Below are 19,750 nucleotides of genomic sequence, written 5' to 3' on the forward strand. Positions count from 1 at the left end.
TTAAAACTGAAGATTTAGATTGAATCCAAAACTTCTAGTAGTCGGAATCGAACCAGATTCAATTCCTTGAGCATTACCATTGTTGTAGTTTGACTCTGGGTCAAACCCTGGTAAATTGTTTTTCAAGAAGAATAAGTTTCTTCCAACAACAGACACTTTAACTGAGCTAAAGATATTGCCCACAAGTGACTGAGGAAGCGTATATCCAATGCTCATTTCACGCATCTTGATATAGCTTGCATCATATATAAAGTCTGTAATAATACCTTGCGCTGAAACGCTTCCCGTTCCTACATTGGCATCAGAAGCATCTACGATTACAGGAGCCGTATTCCAATAAACTTCTGGGTCTACAGCTACTGTATTGGTAGATCCATCTTGGCTTACTCCAGCACCTACATATCCTCCAGTACCTGCGTACCAAGCATCTCTTCCTTCAAGAGATTGAGCGCTATTTCCTTGAATTGTAGCATTTCGATTTGATATTGAGAACATTTCTCCACCCTGACGGATATCAATCAATGCGTTGAAAGAAATACCTTTGTAAGTCAAAGTTGTTCCTATACCACCAGTCCAATCTGGAGTAGCTGTACCAAGTACTTCAGTCTCTTCAGATCTTAATGGCAACCCATTCGATCCAAAAACTTTATTGCCATTATCATCTCTCAGGTAGTCATAGCCTTCAATTAATGCATAAGACTCACCTGGACGAGCTGTAATAAATACATTTCTATCCTGTCCCAATACAAATTGATCTACTCCTTCTGCAAGTGAATGAACTATATTTTCATTTTTAGCAAAATTGAATGACAGATCCCATCTCAAATCGCTGGTTTGAATTGGTGTACCTTTTACAAGGAATTCAAAACCTTTGTTGTCGATCTGTCCTGCACTAAATGTAATATTGTCAAACCCAGAAGCTTTAGATACTGATGATCTTAAGATTTGATCAACTGCCTGATTTTTGTAGTAAGCAAAATCAAAACTCAATCGGTCGTTGAAGAATCTTAAATCAGCTCCGAATTCAAGAACCTTGGTAGATGAAGGTTTTGGGTCCAAATTTGGAATATTGCTGGTAGGTACAAATTGATTGTCAATCGAACCTAAGAACCCAAATGTTGGATTTGCTGAAGTAGCTACACCATAAGTCAACGAATTCAAATAAGGTGCAGGTGATCCATTACCCACTGTTGCATAAGATGCTCTAATTTTAGCAAATGATAAGACATCTGACTCCACATTCAATGCCTCTGTAAGCACTAAGCCAAGTCCAGCTGAACTATAAAGTGCCGAAACATCTCCAGGTGCCAAAGAGGAAAACCAATCATTTCTAACTGAAGCATCTAAGAATAAGAAGTTCTTGTAAGATGCGTAAGCAGCTCCATAAAGAGAATTAACTTCTGTGGTAGAGTTGTTCTGAAGATTAGTTACCGTTTGAGCATTTGAAATGTGATAAAAACCAGGTATAACTAGCCCTTGACCATCAAATCCAACTTGCTTGGTGTCTTGTAATAAATGATTTCCTCCAAGGTTTACTGAAAATGATATATCTTCTGTCACGTCTTTTGCTACAGTAACCAAGAAATCAGAGTTGTTTTCTCTTACATTGAACTGATTTGTAATAATCTGGCCTCCCATTCTATATCTGGTTCCAACCACTACTCTATTTGATCGATCAGATGCATAGAAATCAGTACCACTTCTTAGCTGCAAACTTAACCAATCAGTAAACTGATACTTCAATGCAGCATAACCCATCATACGATCCTTACGATCATTATTGGTGTTTTCGTTCATTGCAAAGTAAGGATTCAACCTGAAATCATCAGTAGTGTATAGTCTTTGCAATCCGTCCTCAGTTTTGTAAGGCTGTAAACTAGACAATGGCACACTTCGTGGAAGAAAAAGCAAACCGTTGGCTGGGTTATCCATGATATCAGACATATTTACTCTATTTTTCGCTTCAGCTTTAATATAGGTTAACTTATAATCAGCTGATAGTTTATCCGTAATCTGTGAAGTCCCTCTAAAGCTCACAGAATATCTTTCAAATTCACTTGTAGGCACAATCCCTTTATTATCCAACTTAGACAATGACATTCTGAAATCACTGGCCTTTGTACCTGCAGAAAGGACTAAAGTATTAGTGAAGGTTGTTCCTGTTTCATAAAAATCTTTAATATTATCTGGTTGAGCACTATAGGGTCTACTTACTCCATCCCAAAAAGCAGCTCCTGACTGTCCAGTCATTCGAGCACCCCAACTTGTACCATTTACACCCGTTCCTAGGCTAAGTGCCTCTGCTTGAGTTGTCGGGAAATTACCTCCAATTCCGTGTCCATATTCATTTTGAACATCAGGAGTAATAAGTGCATTTTCAAAAGTAAAATTCGAATTGTATTCGACTCCAATTCCCTCTTTATTTTGCCCTTTTTTAGTAGTCACCAAGATGACACCGTTAGCAGCTCTAAATCCATATAGAGCAGTAGCACTACCACCTTTCAATACGGTCATGCTCTCAATATCGTCTGGGTTTAGATCAGAGACTCCGTCTCCATAATCTATACCACCCCATCTACCAGCAGCTTGAAGGTTTTGATTATCAATCGGAACTCCGTCAACTACATAAAGTGGTTGGTTATTTCCGTCCAATACATTGTTGCCTCGAATAATCACCCTGGTAGAACCAGAGGCACCTGAAGCTGTTTTGCTTACTTGAACACCTGCAATTTTACCCGAAAGAGAATTGGCTATGTTTGACTCTCTGCTTTCTGTCAAACTTTTCCCTTTCAACTCTGATACTGAGTAAGTAAGAGACTTTCTTTCTCTTTCAATACCCAAAGATGTCACCACCACCTCACTCAATTGTGTGGCATCCTGGTTCAAAGTGATATCGATAGATGATCTCCCACCAACAGTAACTTCCTGGGTATTGTAACCAATAAATGAAAATATCAAAACGTCACTTTCTGAAGCTTCAATTTTATAGTTACCGTCCATATCACTTATAGTACCTGTTGTGGTTCCTTTTAGTGTTATGTTCACACCGGGCAGTCCCGATGAATCATCTGACCCGATGATATTACCTGATACGGTTCGGGTCTGTGCGTGTGCAAATACAAAGATGCACATCATAAAACTTAATAAAAGTATTCTCTGTTTCATAGACTTAAATTTTAGATTTAGTCATTATTAATAGATTTTAGCATCCTTAATTTTCATTATTCTATAGCTAGAGGCAAAAAATATTAGCTGAATGGTGCTAAATATCCTTTGTTTGCACTTGACTTTTGCAATTCTATCTTAACCTATCAATTCCTGCTATTCGCAGACAATGCTTGCCTATTCAGCGAAACTTTATATCACCTGAGAGTATTTTAATTCATATTGGCATATAATTATGTAGTTGATAATATTTGAATCACGCTAGACCAAAAATATTTAATAATGAAAAAATTATTGACAGTCCTCTTGCGAATAATTGAGCAATCTTCATGTGTTGCTGTAGTGATCATCATGCTAGGCGCATGCGATAAGGCCGACAACACAGAGAAAAAAAAATTCACCCTCATTCCTTCAGAAAAGTCGGGAATAACTTTTGAAAACACAATCGTAGACGAAACTGAAAGAAATATATTGATTTATGACAATTACTATCAAGGAAGTGGTGTTGGGCTTGGGGACTTTAATAATGACGGTCTAACAGATATCTTTTTCGGCGGCAACTTGGTTAGTGATAAGTTGTACATCAATCAGGGAGAATTCTCATTTCAAGATCAAACTGAAATAGCTGGAATCATCAATGATGGAGGTTGGACGTCTGGAGTGACGTTAGTCGACATAAATATGGATGGTCATTTAGACATCTATCTGAGTCGTGAACTTTATGATGAATCTCCCAAACTGAGAGAAAACAAATTATATATCAACAATGGTGATTTGACTTTCTCGGAACGAGCTCAGGAATATGGATTGGCCGAAAATCAACGAACTAGACATGCTTCATTTTTCGACTATGACAAAGATGGAGATCCAGATGTCTTTTTGCTTAATCAACCCCCCAACCCTGGCAACTACTCAGCATACTATGGGATAGACTTACTAGCGCCACAGTATAGTCCTCGATTACTTGAAAACAGAAATGGTAAGTTTATAGATGTTACTGTGAGGGCGAAATTGCTCAAATCTGGTTTTTGCAATAGTGTCATTACAACTGATCTAAATGGAGATGGGTGGATCGATATTTATGTGACCAACGATTTCGAAGCCCCAGACTTTTTGTATATAAATAACGGCGATGGAACATTCAGTGATCAAGCTGTCAAACAGCTAAACCATATGTCTTATTTCAGTATGGGTGTGGATGCAGCTGATATTAATCATGATGGCAAGTTGGATATAATGGTCACGGATATGTCTGCTGAAGACAATTTCAGACTAAAAGCCAATATGAGCGGGATGAATCCTAAAGCATTTTGGAATGTGGTGAAAAATGGTGGTCACTATCAATACATGTACAATATGTTGCAGATGAATCAAGGAGACTCTTCCTACAGTGATATTGGCCAGCTAAGCGGCTTGTCAAGTACTGACTGGAGTTGGTCAAGTTTCTTTGCTGATTTTGACAATGATGGCTATCAGGATGTCTTTGTAGCCAACGGCCTATTGCGTGATATGCGAAATACAGATGCTAAAAAGAAATTCCCGAAGTATGTTGAAAACACAATCAACGATTACATCAAGGCCAATCCGAACGCAGGTGATGTGAGCATTTGGGATATTCTTGATCTTGAAGAAGCCTTGTCAATCATTCCTTCTCAAAAATTGGCCAATTATACCTTCAAAAATAACGGAGATCTCACGTTTGCCAAGGTATCTGATCTATGGGGATTAAATCAAAAAACATTTTCAAATGGTGCTGCTTATGCTGATTTGGACAATGATGGTGATTTGGATTTAGTAATAAACAACATTAACGACAAGGCTTCCATCTATAGAAATAATTTTAATAAGGAAAATAACTATCTGAGAGTGCAGATCAAACCAACAATCAATCAAACCATGCTTGGCACTAAAGTGAAAATAAAATATGGTGAAGAGACTCAGTATCAGGAACTAACCAATGTTCGTGGCATGTTTTCTACCAGTGAAAGTATTATTCATTTTGGTTTGGGCAAGACTGAATCCATTGATTTATTGGAAGTAGAGTGGCTGAATGGTGAAAAATCAACCCTTTACGAAGTCAAGGTAAACCAAACACTGATCATTGACTCAGATCTAGCACAAGGGAACCCTGCTCCTGCAAGTCCACCCACTTCAAAATTTTTCACTTCAGTTATTGACAGCATGGGTATTGATTTTGTTCATGAAGAAAATGAATTTGATGATTTTGAGTCACAAATTTTACTCCCTCATAAGCTTTCGAATTTTGGTCCAGCACTAGCAATAGGCGACTTAAATAATGACCAACTTGATGACTTTTTTGTGGGAGGAGCATCAGGACAATCTGGAGCCATCTACTTTCAAACGATGGAACGAAGTTTCAGCAGACAAAACTTCAAAGATGAAGATAGCAAGTTTGAGGATGTGGATGCTGCCTTTATCGATTTTGACAATGATGGTGATCTTGACTTGTATATCGTAAGTGGAGGCAATGAATTTGAATTGGGTTCAAAGTATTACCATGACCGTCTGTACATCAATGATGGTTTAGGTTCATTTAGTCTTTCAAATAATCTTCTCCCTGAGATCAGCATGAGTGGGTCAAAAATCCGACCATTCGATTTTGATCAGGACAATGACCTCGACTTATTACTAACTGGGCGATTAGATCCACACAATTATCCTGCTCCTACTTCTTCCAGATTACTCCAAAACAATAATGGGGTATTTACTGACGTGACAGGTGTAATAGCACCAGATCTTTTGGACATGGGTATGGCTACAGATGCCATGTGGTCAGATTTCAATGGAGATGGCAGTACAGATCTGATAGTGGTAGGAGAATGGATGCCAATAACCCTGCTGAAAAATGAAAATAATGTACTGAGGAAAGTAGAAATTCCATCCTTGCAAAATAGTCATGGCTGGTGGTTTAGTATAGAGGGCTCAGATATAGATAAAGATGGAGACCAGGACTATTTAGTCGGCAACTTAGGGTTGAATTACAAATATAAAGCCTCCGAAAAGGAACCCTTTAGTGTTCATTATTATGATTTTGATGACAACAATTCCAATGATATTATACTGAGCTATTACAATTTTGGCAAGGAGTATCCACTACGTGGCAGGTCTTGCTCTGCCAGTCAGGTTCCTTCACTGAAAAAAGAATTCCCAACGTATACTGAATTTGCTGGCGCAACGCTCAGCCAAGTATATACTCCAGAAAAATTAGCCAGTGCTTTAACTTATCAAGTCGAAAGTTTTTCTAGCATCTATTTAGAAAATCTTGGTGGCGCAAAGTTCAAAGCTCACCCCTTGCCTATGGAAGCCCAAATTGCACCAATTAATGATTTCCTTATCAAGGATATTAATGAGGATGGACATGCTGATGTGGTTATTGCAGGCAATTTGTATGCATCAGAAATAGAAACACCAAGAGCTGATGCGGGCAGAGGCCTTCTAATGCTTGGCAATGGAAAGGGCAACTTCGAACCTGTAAAATTTGAGCGATCTGGAATTTCGTTCAATTCAGACGTAAAGGCGCTGGACTGTATTCAAATAGGTTCCACATTTGGAGTTTTGGCAGCTAGTAATAATGGCAATTTAAAACTTATCCTGGCGCAGGATTAATTCCTTAACCAACCTTTTGACATGATGCCGTTTAGCTTCGTTTTTGTACTACTTGGCTAAATATTCTCATCTGTCGCATATAATTAAGTATCATATCTACCGAAATTCATTTTACAACTGAAAGTAATAGTGTTAACTTCCGATCAACTTTTTTTTAAGCCAGAAGATACTCTCATGCAAGGAACCATAAGCTTTGCTAAGCGACCAGTTGTATATCACACCCTGTTTTGGGTGACTTACTTTTCCTTTAATTGGGTACGCTGGGGATCTTACTTTGATGATTATGCTTATTCCTTTCGATCTAATCTAGTAGAGTTTCCGCTTCATATTGTCATTGTCTATTTCAATATCTACTATTTGATGCCTAGGCTTATCCCTAAAAAAGTGACCTGGTATATCATTGTCTTGTTTCTCTCCACACTTGGCATTACTCTTATTAGAATCATACTCACTTATTTATTAGTAACCACAGAGGTATACAAAGAGTCCGGTATTCAGGATTTACCGCTTTTTAATTTCAACTATGTCATGGCCTCTTTCATTGGGGAAATCTATGTCGTTGCTATTGGTACTGCAATCAAAATGACCATTGACTGGATTCAATTCAAAAATAAAACCACCCAGCTTCAAAAAGTAAATCTGGAAACAGAGCTGGCTTTCCTGAAATCTCAGATACAGCCACACTTCTTCTTCAATACACTGAACAACTTGTACTCACTCACCTTAGACAAGTCAAATAAAGCACCATATACTGTACTGAAATTATCAGAACTGATGAGCTATGTCATCTATGACGCCAAACAAAAACAAGTACCCCTAGTCAATGAGATCAAGCATATTCAAAACTATTTGGATTTGGAAATGCTTCGCTATGGAGAAAGGCTCAATGTAGACCTTGAGATCTCTGGAGATATAGAAGGTAAACTCATCCCTCCTGTCCTTTTATTGCCATTTATTGAAAACAGCTTCAAACATGGCACAAGGCTTATTGGACAAGATATTCCAATCCTCATATCGCTAAGTGTGAAAGATGGTAGATTGACATTTATCACAGAAAACAATAAGTCTCCAGGGCCCATTGCCGACAATGGTTTACAGACATATAATCATGGAGTCGGTTTAGAAAATACAAAAAGAAGGCTTAAATTGATATATGAAGAAGACTACTCTCTTGAACTGATTGAAGGTGAGGAAAAGTACAGAACAATTTTAAATATTCCACTGAATGAAAATTAATTGCTTGATAATTGACGATGAGCCTTTAGCCATCAATGTGATAAAAAATTTCCTGGTCAATTTCAAAAACTTTGAAATTGTAGGCACTTGTAAGGACGCTGTGGAAGGATTTAATTTTTTATCCAGTCAAGAAGTAGATGTTATATTTCTTGACATCAATATGCCAACTATATCTGGACTGGACTTTCTAAGAAGTTTGCAAAACCCTCCTGCTGTGGTAATCACTACGGCCTATAGAGAGTACGCAGTAGAAAGTTTTGAATTGGATGTTATTGACTACCTCGTAAAACCTTTCTCTTTACAACGATTCATGAAGACCATCAATCGTATCGAACAACGAAGTGCCGAAAAAGAAACCAATGAGGGTGGCTCTTCTGATGATGGCGAAAAAGCACATGTGTTTTTTAAGATTGATAAGAAAATGATCAAAGTCTATTTGGACGATATTCTCTATATAGAAAGCTTAAAAGACTACGTTCGGATCAAAACCTATGACGAAAGCCTGATCAATCATAATAACCTGGTAGGCATTGCGGAAATTCTACCTGGTGACGAATTTGTGAGAATTCATCGCTCATACATCATTGCAAAAAACAAGGTAAAAGCCATAGACGGCAATCAAGTAGAGATTGCAGATAAGCTCTTGCCTATCGGTCGCAACTATCAGAAGGACATTAAGAACCTGCTGCTGGGAACAGAATAGTCTTTAAAATCACAAGCATCAAAAACAAATCACCAAAATGAGCCTAAATTTCATTTGAGCTTTTGAGATTTGATGCTTGGAATTTGGATATTGTCATTTCCCCTATGAGCTTTGGCCTGTGAATCACTACACCCTACACGAATTCAATTTACTAGTCAAAGAAGTCCTCTCTGAACAGCTAGAAAAATCCTACTGGATCGTAGCCGAAATAGGCCAAATTAACTTACATGGCAATGGTCATTGCTACCTGGAACTGGTGGAAAAAGACAACAACTATGTAAAAGCCAAGTCGCGTGGTACTATCTGGGCCAATGTCTATAGAGAAATACATCCTTGGTTCGTATCGCAAACGGGCACAGAATTAAAGCAAGGCATGAAAGTATTGCTCAATGCTTCTTTTGAGTTTCATGAAGTCTATGGTGTGAGTCTCAACATTAGAGACATTGATGTCAATTTCACTATTGGAGAAAGGGAAAGAAAAAAGCAAGAGACGCTTCAAAAACTGGAAGCAGAAGGTATCATGGAAATGAATCATGAATTGGAATTGCCGATTGTGGTTCAGCATTTGGCTATAATCAGTTCTGAAACTGCTGCAGGTTATGAGGACTTTATGAATCAATTTGAAAACAATCCATACCATTATCAAGCCACTTTGGATCTATTTCCTGCCACCATGCAAGGTGATACAGCTCCTGGTTCTATTATTGAATGTCTGCATCAAATTCATGAGTCTGAAAAGGATTATGAAGCCATAGTTTTAATTCGTGGAGGTGGATCAAAGATGGATTTGGATTGCTTTGACGATTATGAACTCTGTGCTCATTTGGCACAGTTTCCTATTCCCGTCCTTACAGGCATTGGTCACGAAAGAGATCAATCCATTGCAGACTTAGTCGCTCACACCAGATTGAAAACCCCTACCTCTGTTGCTGAGTTTCTGATATCTAGAATGCTAACCTTCGAATCAGAGATTAATCAGTGGCAGGAGCATATAGCACAGCACACACAGGAATTATTATATCGTCAAACTGAAAAGATCAGTGATTTGAATTTCAGGTGGCAGTTGAGTACCAAACAAATAGTCCAACGTAGCAACTATCAACTAGAGCAAATGAACCACACGATTGAACATAGACCCCAGTCTATCATCAATCAGAGTAAAACCAATTTATTGCACAGCGAAAAACTTATTGAGGCCTATAATCCACAAAATTTACTGAACAAGGGCTACTCTATTACTCGAGTGAATGGAAAAGCATTAAAGAATCAAAAAATCAAGCCTGGTGATGAGTTGGAAACCCAGACGGCTACTAATAGAATTACCAGCACCATAAATAAAATCAAATGAGCAAAAAGAAACTTACTTATCAATCTGCATACAATGAACTTCAATCCATCTGTGAGCAGCTAGAGTCTGAAGAAGTAGATGTGGATCAAATTACGGACTTGGTAAAACGTGCCAATGAATTGGTCAAATATTGCCAGGATCGTTTGAGGAGTATAGAAAAAGACTTGAACACTGTAACCAAAGACTAATCAGTTTAGTAGCTTGGCTTTGATTTTCACCTTCTTGCTGAATTCCTTGTAGGTTACAAGGACTTCCAGATTTTCACTTCCATATAATTCAAATCTGCCTTCCTCATATACCCTTCCTGCTTCTGGATTGATCACTTCATACTTGGCCTCGTAGGCCAACGAGTATTTGAGACCATCTTTACAAGTCACAACAGGATTGAGTCTGGTAAATTTCTTACCAGGCGTAGACTGGCTTGGAATAATCTCAATCTCCACTTCCATTTTGGTAATGGTATGAGGCTTTGTTCCTGCAAAAATCAAAAAGGGCATGGCCATTCGTTTTTGCCAATCTGTACTTGTATGTGCTGCATGAGGCACTTCCAAATAAAAAACATCCTCATTGACTTTAGCACTATTGTCTTTCAACAGCTTTTGAAATGGCACATAGTAGTTCCATTCAGCAGTTCCTATGTCAAACCAAATCTTTTGACCCATTTGATACTTGGGTGCTTCATTAAACATTTCAAAATCATTGACCCAAAATGAAGCAGAAAATCCAGCCGCCATTGAAAAAAAATCAGGATAATTAAACATCATCCAAAGTGAATTTAGCCCTCCAAATGAAAATCCAAATATGGCTCTCCCCTCAGATTTTTGGATGGTTTTATATTTTTCATCAATTAATGGCACAATCTTGTTCACGATCAAATCTGCGTAGTATGCAGCATAAGTACCACCATCTGGCATACGCTTAAAGCTATCGTCCTGATAGGGAACATATTTTTCAGTTCGCATTCTGTCTGCGGCAATCCCTACAACAATCAACTCTTGAATAAGGTTGTTTTGAATTAAACTGTCTAAAGTCACCTGAAGTGCCATACCTATTGATGGATGCCCAAATAACATCTGCCCATCATTGAAATAAACCACAGGATAGTTCTTGTCTTGCGAGTAGTTTGGAGGTGTATAGATGTCAACAGCCGTACCCTCAATTTCTAAAAAATCGAGCTTGCCCTGACTGTAAGCTAAGTCAATGGTCAGCAGGACACTTACTAGGATACATACCAGTTTACCTTTCATGTTTTTTTATTAACAGTCAAGGATAAACATTCCATTATCAATTTTAGTATATCAACAATGATTATGTTCCTTTCGAGTGAGGAAATACTCAACATTCACTGGATTGGTCTTTGGGGTTGACCACCCAAATTTCTTTTTGATCTGGTCAAAAAATTTACGAAGAAATTTCATACATAAAATAGCCTGGTTACCCCAAAGATACGAATTTTTCGAATTGATGTTTGATTCAAAATCGTACAAAATTAGTACGGGTTTACTATTCATTTTTTTTAAAACAAAAAATAAGTCAATTATAAATCATCAAATAAATTCCTTTCCAATGCATAGACCGCCTGGCCTGCAACGTTCTTGCTGCCTGTTTTTTGGCAAATTTCTTTTGTGCACGCCCACAGTTCTCATCCTCTATTTCCTTATCAGCATGCTCTTCACAAATGACAAATGAGGTGTAAAATTTCAAGTTCTCTTGTGGTAAGAGGATTTTCTAGAGACCATCTCTGTTTAGATTTTTGTCATTAGACAAGTCGTTCATAATATCCGTCACCTCCCTAGAATAAAATTTCCCCTTTTACTGAAAACAGGAATAACGAAATTCTGCCCAATTATGAATGTATTGAGTGTATCTACTAATAAGTAATTAGAGGTACTGATTCAGAAATGCAATAACCACCTCCCAATATCCTTGACTATCTGTGAATTTACTCCAGAGGGCTTTAGACCCATGATTTCCTGAAGTTTTGGGTAAGTAGTAGGTTTTTGAATCTGTAGGGATCGCCTCATAGATAGACCACCAGCTGTTTTTCTCACTTCTGGCAGAAGTAATGAATGAAGGACATTTGATGTTCATAGCACTGGTGGTAATATAATTTTTAGGCTTACCCATAGATTGAAAATATTCTCCTGGTGAAAAAGCCAACACACCACTTACATCTCCTGGGCGATCTCCAGCAATTTTCAAGGCCAATGCAGAAGAATAAGAACTGCCCCAAATAATCAAGTCTCCTTTTGCTAGGTAGGATTTGGCATGATCAATTGCCGCATTCATGTCAGGCAGGGCATTCACATACTTTGTTTCCTTCATTAATTTTCGAGCACTCACAAAGGTCAGATTCTGTACGCCGTTCACTGCATTGCCCGAGCGTTGATCTACGGTCATACAATTGAATCCCAACTGATTCAACATGGGTGCAATTTCCTGATATTCTCCTCTACTCCAACCTGCCTGATGAAACAAAACAACGAATGGAACAGTATCTGGATGCGATATATGTAAATCTACCGTCACCTCTACTCCATCAGAAGCTTTTATTTTAATGGTCTCGTATGCCTCAACATAAAAGCTTATCAGCAAGGAAAATATCAGGAATAAAACTCTCATATGATTGGATTTACTTAATACCAATAAATCTAATCAAAGTAAACTTTATACTGCTACACTGTTATCCCTAAGCGCATCGTTCAAGGAAGTTTTTTTATCCGTGCTTTCTTTTCTTTTGCCAATAATGATGGCACATGGCACATTGTATTCACCAGCTGGAAACTTCTTGGCATACGACCCTGGGATGACTACAGACCTAGGTGGTACATACCCCTTATATTCAATAGGTTCATCTCCAGTCACGTCAATAATTTTAGAACTTGCTGTTAATGTCACATTAGCGCCAAGTACAGCTTCTTTGCCAATTCTTACTCCTTCTACAATGATACATCTTGATCCAATAAAGGCATTGTCTTCAATAATCACAGGTGCAGCTTGTACTGGCTCTAACACACCTCCAATACCCACACCACCACTTAAGTGCACACCTTTACCTATTTGAGCACAGCTTCCAACTGTGGCCCAAGTATCCACCATGGTTCCTTCATCTACATACGCACCAATGTTGACATAAGAAGGCATCAAAATCGTACCCTTAGAAAGGTAAGCACCATATCTGGCCACTGCGTGAGGAACCACACGAACACCTAACTTATCATAGTCCGACTTGAGAGCCATCTTGTCGTGAAACTCAAAAGGTCCCACTTCAATTTTTTCCATTTTTCGAATTGGAAAATATAAAATCACAGCTTTTTTTACCCAGTCATTTACCTGCCATCCATCGCTTGTTGGCTGCGCACATCTCAATCTTCCTTTATCCAATTCCTCAAGTACAAACTCAATGGTTTTTACCACTTCAGGATCTTCAAGTTTCGAACGATCTTCCCAAGTTGACTCTATGATTTTTTTGATGTCTTCCATTTTTAAATTCTAATTTAATTTGCCTACAGAGGCCTTCATATATGTACCACAAAACTAGCTACAATTCGAAGTACGAAAAACATATACGTTGCTTTCATTTTCACGAAGCCATCATCTTGTGTTAATTTATTAACATCACTGTAGATCGACTTGACTATGAACGTCTCATATTCTATTTCATACACATGTATTCCATTTTACTTTAATTACATAATTATAACTATTTGATAAAAAGTAATTTATATATTCAAACCAAATAATATTTGGCAATGAAATAATCAATAAATTCAGTATTAACAGGTTCAACAACCTGCAATTATTAATTCCAAAAAATCAAATTTGACTACCCTTGCCCCTTCCTATAATCCAATCAATTTACTAACTTGAAACTCCATCAAACCATACCCATGATTGATCTTTTTGCTACAACAAAAGTCCAAGAGCTAATCCCTAAATACGTTACTTTCATTGAGGAAGAAGTAATCCCGATTGAGCTTCAATTATTAGATGTTTCTGACATAAATGCACATGAACAGCAGCTCATGAAGCTAAGAGAAAAGGCGAAAATAGCTGGTCTTTGGGCTCCACATCTATCCCAATCACATGGGGGTCTTGGACTCAATCTTGTCGAATTTGCCCAAGTGAGTGAGGTCATGGGCATGACCCCGTTTGGTCATTATGCATTCAACTGTCAAGCACCTGACATTGGTAATATGGAGTTGCTTGAAGGTTACGCATCCAATGATATCAAGTCTGCTTTTTTAGCTCCATTGCAAGAAGGGAAAATCAGAAGTTGCTTTTCTATGACAGAACCTGAACACGCTGGTTCTAACCCAAAATATCTAAGCACAACTGCTGTTAAACATGGCGATTACTATGTCATCAATGGGCACAAGTGGTTTACCTCTTCGGCAGATGGTGCAGCCTTTGCTATTGTAATGGCTGTCACAAATCCGGAAGCTGAAAGTCCATATCAACGGGCGAGTATGATTGTAGTGCCTACAACAACTGATGGTTTTGAATTGGTTAGAAATATTCCTATCATGGGAGAAGCAGGCGCGAGGTATGTGAGTCATGCAGAGGTTAGATACAACAACTGTAAGGTTCCTGCCAGTCATCTTATTCATGAAGAAGGCCAAGGCTTTATGCTGGCGCAGCAGCGTCTTGGTCCCGGTAGAATTCATCACTGCATGCGTTGGATTGGGATATGTGAACGAGCACTGGATTTAATGTGCAAACGTGCCACCAAGCGTAAAATTTCGAGTAAGGAAGTGTTGGGTGACAAACAAACAATCCAAAACTGGATAGCTGAATCAAGAACGGAAATTGATGCTGCCCGTCTTCTGGTGCTACATGCTGCCCATAAAATTGAAATCCATGGAAGTAAGGCAGCTAAACAAGAAATTTCTTCCATCAAATACTATGTAGCCCATGTGCTACAGCAGGTACTCGACAGAGCCATACAGGTGCATGGCGCTATGGGTATAACTGACGACTTAATCCTCTCTTGGTGGTACAGACACGAGCGAGGCGCAAGAATTTATGATGGTCCTGATGAAGTGCATAAGTCTGTTATCGCCAGATCCGTTTTGAAGGACTACCAAACTAAAGAACAATAACCTGATGAGTCTGAGAGAAAAAAACATGTTGATGGATCGATCAGGGATGATCCGACATGGCGAAAGCCTTGATCTGAATAAACTAAGTGAGTTCTTAAAAGCCTCTCCTGACTTTGAAGAAGGGAGCATTAGTGTGGAGCAATTTCCTAGTGGATTCTCTAATCTTACTTATTTGTTGAAATGTAATGATCAGGAATTTGTTTTACGCCGACCTCCAATTGGAGCTGACGTAAAAGGTGGGCATGACATGAAACGTGAATATGATCTACTAACCAAAATCAATCCCGTTTGCCCCTATTCTCCCAGGCCTATTCTGCATTGCCAAGACAAAGACATTATTGGAGATGAGTTCTTTATTATGGAACGTGTCAGGGGTATAATCCTCAGAAATGCACCACCAAAAAATATGCCTATGACTGCTGATCTTATGCAAACCATAAGTACAAATGCAGTAGACATATTGTGTGATTTACATCAATTGGATCTTGATAAAAACAACCTTTGGGAATTGGGTAAACCTGAAGGCTATGTTGAGCGCCAGATTGATGGATGGATTGATCGATATGCTAAATCTAAGACAGATCAGCTACCAGGTATGGAAGCACTTGGTGATTGGTTAGGTCAAAACATACCAAACAGTGAAGCGGTTACGCTTCTACACAATGACTACAAGTATGACAATCTTGTACTTTCTCTTGACAACTATTCAGATGTATTGGCTGTACTAGACTGGGAAATGGCTACCATTGGTGATCCACTCATGGATTTAGGAACTGCTTTGGCTTATTGGGTTGAACTGATTGACCCTCCGGCACTTAAAGCATTTAACCTGACCTGGATGCCTGGCAACCTGAATAGAAAGCAGGTATTAGAAAGATATACCGAAAAAACGGGCATAGATACTTCCAACATACACTTCTATTATGTTTTTGCTTGTTTCAAACTAGGTGTGATTTGTCAGCAGATTTATGCCAGATATAAAAAAGGACTGACGAAAGACCCACGTTTTGCAGGACTCATAGGCGTGGTCAATGCGTGTGCCATGAATGGCAAAAAAGCTTTGGACACTGGCTCCATTTCTAATTATTAATCCATAAAAAAACCTCAACTTTTGTGAGTTGAGGTTTTTTTATGACTAGACTCAGTATTAATCCTTTCTGAATTTCTTGAGGATTTGCTCCATGTGCTTACCAGCTGCTTCACGTCCACCTAAACCATAAGCCAGGGCGACAGTTACGGCTAATGAGCCTAGCGTCAAACCAAAAGCCAAGTCAATAATACTATTGGCTATTCCCATAGTTCTCAACGCAATCGCAAGAAATAAGCCTATGATGGCCATTCTAGCTACACCTGCAGCAAATTCATTTTCTTTCTTTTTACTCATAGAGCCATAAACCACTGAAGCCACAAAATTTCCAAGCACCATGACTACTAATCCAAATAGAATATCTCCAGATAGATTCAAGATATTATGCATGACCTCAGTCAAACGATCCATTCCTAAAAGTTCGACTCCAGAGATCACCCCAAAGAATACAATGAAGAAATGCAACACGTGAGAAATCACTTTAGATAATGATTGATCATCCGATATGATGAACAAGTGGAGTTGTTTTGACAGCTTGTCTACACCTATGTTGACCAATAAGTCATTGATGAAAGTAGCTATAAACTTCCCTCCTATAAAGAAGATTGTCATGATTAGACCTGCACCAATAATATGTGGTACTGCGTCCATCAGCTTGTGCAAAATATTATTGGCTGGAGTGGTTATTGCATCCAACTCTAAGGCATTTAGTCCTTGAATGATAGCAGGAATAAATATGGCAATAAAAACGATTTGCTGAAGGAAGTAAACCAGCTTATCAGTTTCCTTAAAACCAATTTGATCTCCTAATCTATCCAAAAAGCTACCGGCCATTTTTACCAAATTAGAAACAAATTTGGCTAAGATGTAACCAATGAATACTACTGCTCCTGCAGCTACTATTTTTGGAATAAAGCTCAAAAACTCATCGAGCATATTTCTAATTGGATCCAGCACATAGCTAAATCCTAACATTTCCAGTACAATCAATAAATTGATCACCATGAAAATGTAGTAGGCCAGATTAGCTAAAAATTTATTTGTGTCTACTATGGTATTGCCTAGCAGACGTTCATCCCAATCTGTTTTTTTCATGAGACCATGTACGACCCTACGAATTACGACAGCTATAAGCCAGCCTACGATGAAGACAACCAAAGCGCCTAACACGCCTGGCATGATTTCGTGGAGAGAGTTAATTAGTGTTTGTAAATAATCAGGAAAGACCATTTCTTCTTATGCATTTAGTTGATTAAAAATTCTGACGAATAAGATAGCCCAAGACCATGAATTATCCTAACAATCAAAGGCTAGAGCCATTAGAATAATTCAATATGATCTATTTTTTATCTAATTAATGCAGTGCTTTTTTGATTAAAGTGAGGTCATTCTCTGAATAGTCAAGCTTCAGAGCTAGTTCATGACCTTTTTCTGTCATTTTAGCCCAGGTCTTTTGAACGATAGAAACAATCTTCTCCTCTTCATGCTCAGCAGCAAAATCTGAGAAGTAATATTTCAGGAAAACCAAACAGATGACATCCTCTAGCTCTTGAGTTTCAGGATCATTTTTCAACCTCTTTTTGGTTACCAAATCGTTCACTTTCTCAATCAAGGAGATATCGACTTGCTCCTCTCGAAGAATTTCAGATAATATTTCACCATGCATCAATTTCAATTCAGTTCTCCATTTCAAATAGCCTTTTCTATCCATTGGATAATCAGACCTTGGGATCGCCCATCGTTGAATATGCTGACCACGAGCTGCAATCTGCATGGCTAATGAAGGTGTAGAGTCATACTCATGCAGCATGTCAGTCATTCGCTGTCCATAAACCAATTCCTTGGGACACTCCTCTCCATGATAAATAACAATGTTGGGATCCTCGGCATTGATTGCATCTATTTTCGCACTAATTTTTTCAATCATAGTTCTCCTTTTATTGACGTAAAGATATACGATGAAAGTCAATTGGCATTCGTCAAATGATAGTCCTAACTTCGCCGCATGAATATAGGAAACGAAAAAGTAGTATCCATCACCTATAAGCTCCAAGAGGGAAATAAGAGTGGTGAGGTAGTCCAGGAAGTGGACAGTAAAGAACCATTCGTGTTTTTGTTTGGAACACAACAGGTATTACCTGATTTTGAAATTAATCTAAAAGACAAATCGATTGGTGACACATTCGAATTTGGTATAGCAAGCGACAAGGCGTATGGGCCTGTGGATGACAATGCAGTTGTAAATTTACCAAGAAACATGTTCGAGGCGGATGGTAAATTGGGAGAAATCGTGAAGGTTGGAAACTTCCTGCCTATGAAAGATCAAGAAGGCAACCCCTTACAAGGCTTAGTCAAAGAAATCACGGATGAGCATGTAAGAATGGACTTCAATCACCCAATGGCCGGAAAAGATCTCTTCTTTTCGGGTGAAGTCATAGAAGTAAGAGAAGCGACAGCCGAGGAGCTGGCACATGGTCATGTACACGGGCCAGGTGGACATCAGCATTAATAAAAAGAATAAAAAAGCTACCAGATTTAGAACAATGGAGAAAGTTCTGTGTCTGGTAGCTAACAAAAGATACTCTACCCTCTACTAAAAATCATATTGCAGAGTCAACTGCAAGGTGGGACGTTTCATATAGTTTTCCGAACCAGATTTAACCCATTGATGCATATAGCCTAGTTGCACATTACCTGTTTTTGCCACGCGATACCCTACTCCTGCATACAACCAGTTTCTATCGAATGAAGATGGTTTTAAGCCGTCTTGATGAATCCAAACCTCATTGAATAAATGAGCAAACCAGATATCTCCCAAATCTCTTTTTACAGTTAACCTATATCTAAATCTATTAGCGAATTTGTGGCCGTCTATCACATAGTCTCCTTGAGCATCCTCCTCTGGCATACCTATGAATCTATGTTCCATTCTATATCTATGGGAAATCATTAGTTTTCCATACGTTTGATTTAGTGTCAATTGTTCCCAGACATTATTTTCTGGGACTGCAATGGGCAATTGAGTCTGAGCAACTTGCGAGGTTTTTAGATATGTATATCCTGCAGTTAGTATGGCATTTTCATTTAATTTGTAGTCTATGTAGGGACGAATGAGAAACTGTTCTTGTTCTTTTATCCCATAGTTTCTGCGAACATGCAATTCATTCCCTACTCTCCATTTTTCATTAATAGAATAATGATTGAGTATCAAAAACCACCCGCCTAGTTCACCTTCAACTTCCTGACCGCAAACATCTACAACGCTAAATAGAAGGATAATACCACCTATTATTTGCTTCATCTTCAAATAATTAAAATTCTAATCTGAATTCAATATTAGGGCGAAATGTGGTTTGAAACCTTCCGCATTTTTACGGATTTGATTAGGGAGAAATTACTGAATTTAGAATCTTATACATCCTGAATTGGTTAAAAAAAAATGCCTCTCTGAATAATCAAAGAGGCATTTATATATCAGATAA

Annotated in this window: 16 protein-coding genes; 8 read left to right on the forward strand and 8 right to left on the reverse strand. The window is 38.4% G+C overall.

What is annotated here, in order from left to right:
* Positions 1 to 3,165, reverse strand: a complete 3,165-nt coding sequence (locus B9A58_RS01320; RefSeq protein ID WP_084370625.1) for a SusC/RagA family TonB-linked outer membrane protein — start codon at positions 3,163 to 3,165, stop codon at positions 1 to 3.
* Positions 3,166 to 3,447: 282 nt separating this feature from the next.
* Here B9A58_RS01320 and B9A58_RS01325 point away from each other — a divergent pair, with 282 nt between their 5' ends.
* From B9A58_RS01325 to xseB, 5 genes are all read left to right on the forward strand, one after another.
* On the forward strand, positions 3,448 to 6,792 hold the full coding sequence (locus B9A58_RS01325) for a VCBS repeat-containing protein (protein ID WP_084370626.1): 3,345 nt from the start codon (positions 3,448 to 3,450) through the stop codon (positions 6,790 to 6,792).
* 174 nt (positions 6,793 to 6,966) lie between these two features.
* On the forward strand, positions 6,967 to 8,028 hold the full coding sequence (locus B9A58_RS01330; protein WP_084370627.1) for a sensor histidine kinase: 1,062 nt from the start codon (positions 6,967 to 6,969) through the stop codon (positions 8,026 to 8,028).
* Complete coding sequence (locus B9A58_RS01335; protein ID WP_084370628.1) at positions 8,018 to 8,731, forward strand: LytR/AlgR family response regulator transcription factor; 714 nt, start codon at positions 8,018 to 8,020, stop codon at positions 8,729 to 8,731. The genes B9A58_RS01330 and B9A58_RS01335 overlap by 11 nt, the downstream gene beginning before the upstream one ends.
* A 76-nt stretch (positions 8,732 to 8,807) precedes the next feature.
* Positions 8,808 to 10,079, forward strand: a complete 1,272-nt coding sequence (xseA, locus tag B9A58_RS01340; protein ID WP_245826963.1) for an exodeoxyribonuclease VII large subunit — start codon at positions 8,808 to 8,810, stop codon at positions 10,077 to 10,079.
* The gene (gene xseB, locus B9A58_RS01345; protein WP_084370629.1) at positions 10,076 to 10,267 is read left to right on the forward strand and encodes an exodeoxyribonuclease VII small subunit; all 192 of its coding nucleotides are present in this window, start codon (positions 10,076 to 10,078) and stop codon (positions 10,265 to 10,267) included. The genes xseA and xseB overlap by 4 nt, the downstream gene beginning before the upstream one ends.
* Here xseB and B9A58_RS01350 read toward each other — a convergent pair whose 3' ends face one another.
* The 4 genes from B9A58_RS01350 to B9A58_RS01365 all read right to left on the reverse strand — a co-directional run bounded on the left by B9A58_RS01350 (position 10,268) and on the right by B9A58_RS01365 (position 13,562).
* A complete protein-coding gene (locus B9A58_RS01350) occupies positions 10,268 to 11,326 on the reverse strand; it encodes an alpha/beta hydrolase (RefSeq protein WP_084370630.1) in 1,059 nt (352 codons plus the stop codon).
* Between the two features lie 286 nt (positions 11,327 to 11,612).
* Positions 11,613 to 11,783: a hypothetical protein gene (locus B9A58_RS20295; protein ID WP_176214639.1), complete on the reverse strand. Its 171-nt coding sequence runs from the start codon at positions 11,781 to 11,783 to the stop codon at positions 11,613 to 11,615.
* Positions 11,784 to 11,960: 177 nt separating this feature from the next.
* On the reverse strand, positions 11,961 to 12,701 hold the full coding sequence (locus B9A58_RS01360; RefSeq protein WP_084370632.1) for an alpha/beta hydrolase: 741 nt from the start codon (positions 12,699 to 12,701) through the stop codon (positions 11,961 to 11,963).
* Positions 12,702 to 12,746: 45 nt separating this feature from the next.
* Entirely contained in the window at positions 12,747 to 13,562 is an 816-nt protein-coding gene (locus B9A58_RS01365; protein ID WP_176214640.1) for a 2,3,4,5-tetrahydropyridine-2,6-dicarboxylate N-succinyltransferase, read from the reverse strand.
* A gap of 407 nt (positions 13,563 to 13,969) precedes the next feature.
* Here B9A58_RS01365 and B9A58_RS01370 point away from each other — a divergent pair, with 407 nt between their 5' ends.
* Both B9A58_RS01370 and B9A58_RS01375 read left to right on the forward strand, forming a co-directional pair.
* Positions 13,970 to 15,181 carry an acyl-CoA dehydrogenase family protein gene (locus tag B9A58_RS01370; RefSeq protein WP_084370633.1) on the forward strand — a complete coding sequence of 404 codons (1,212 nt, stop codon included), beginning with the start codon at positions 13,970 to 13,972 and terminating at the stop codon, positions 15,179 to 15,181.
* A 4-nt stretch (positions 15,182 to 15,185) separates the two neighbouring features.
* The gene (locus tag B9A58_RS01375) at positions 15,186 to 16,271 is read left to right on the forward strand and encodes a phosphotransferase family protein (RefSeq protein ID WP_176214641.1); all 1,086 of its coding nucleotides are present in this window, start codon (positions 15,186 to 15,188) and stop codon (positions 16,269 to 16,271) included.
* Positions 16,272 to 16,328: 57 nt separating this feature from the next.
* Here the strand turns inward: B9A58_RS01375 and B9A58_RS01380 are convergent, their stop codons facing one another.
* Together B9A58_RS01380 and B9A58_RS01385 are read right to left on the reverse strand one after the other, a co-directional pair.
* The gene (locus tag B9A58_RS01380; RefSeq protein WP_084370634.1) at positions 16,329 to 17,498 is read right to left on the reverse strand and encodes a mechanosensitive ion channel; all 1,170 of its coding nucleotides are present in this window, start codon (positions 17,496 to 17,498) and stop codon (positions 16,329 to 16,331) included.
* 124 nt (positions 17,499 to 17,622) lie between these two features.
* Positions 17,623 to 18,195: a DUF4202 domain-containing protein gene (locus tag B9A58_RS01385; RefSeq protein ID WP_084370635.1), complete on the reverse strand. Its 573-nt coding sequence runs from the start codon at positions 18,193 to 18,195 to the stop codon at positions 17,623 to 17,625.
* A gap of 78 nt (positions 18,196 to 18,273) precedes the next feature.
* Between B9A58_RS01385 and B9A58_RS01390 the strand changes: the two genes are divergently transcribed.
* Complete coding sequence (locus B9A58_RS01390) at positions 18,274 to 18,777, forward strand: FKBP-type peptidyl-prolyl cis-trans isomerase (RefSeq protein ID WP_084370636.1); 504 nt, start codon at positions 18,274 to 18,276, stop codon at positions 18,775 to 18,777.
* A gap of 84 nt (positions 18,778 to 18,861) precedes the next feature.
* Here the strand turns inward: B9A58_RS01390 and B9A58_RS01395 are convergent, their stop codons facing one another.
* Positions 18,862 to 19,569, reverse strand: coding sequence for a DUF2490 domain-containing protein (locus B9A58_RS01395; RefSeq protein WP_084370637.1), 708 nt, complete (start codon positions 19,567 to 19,569; stop codon positions 18,862 to 18,864).
* Between the last annotated feature and the right edge of the window lie 181 nt (positions 19,570 to 19,750).

Source organism: Reichenbachiella faecimaris, from assembly GCF_900176375.1.
GTDB lineage: Bacteria > Bacteroidota > Bacteroidia > Cytophagales > Cyclobacteriaceae > Reichenbachiella > Reichenbachiella faecimaris.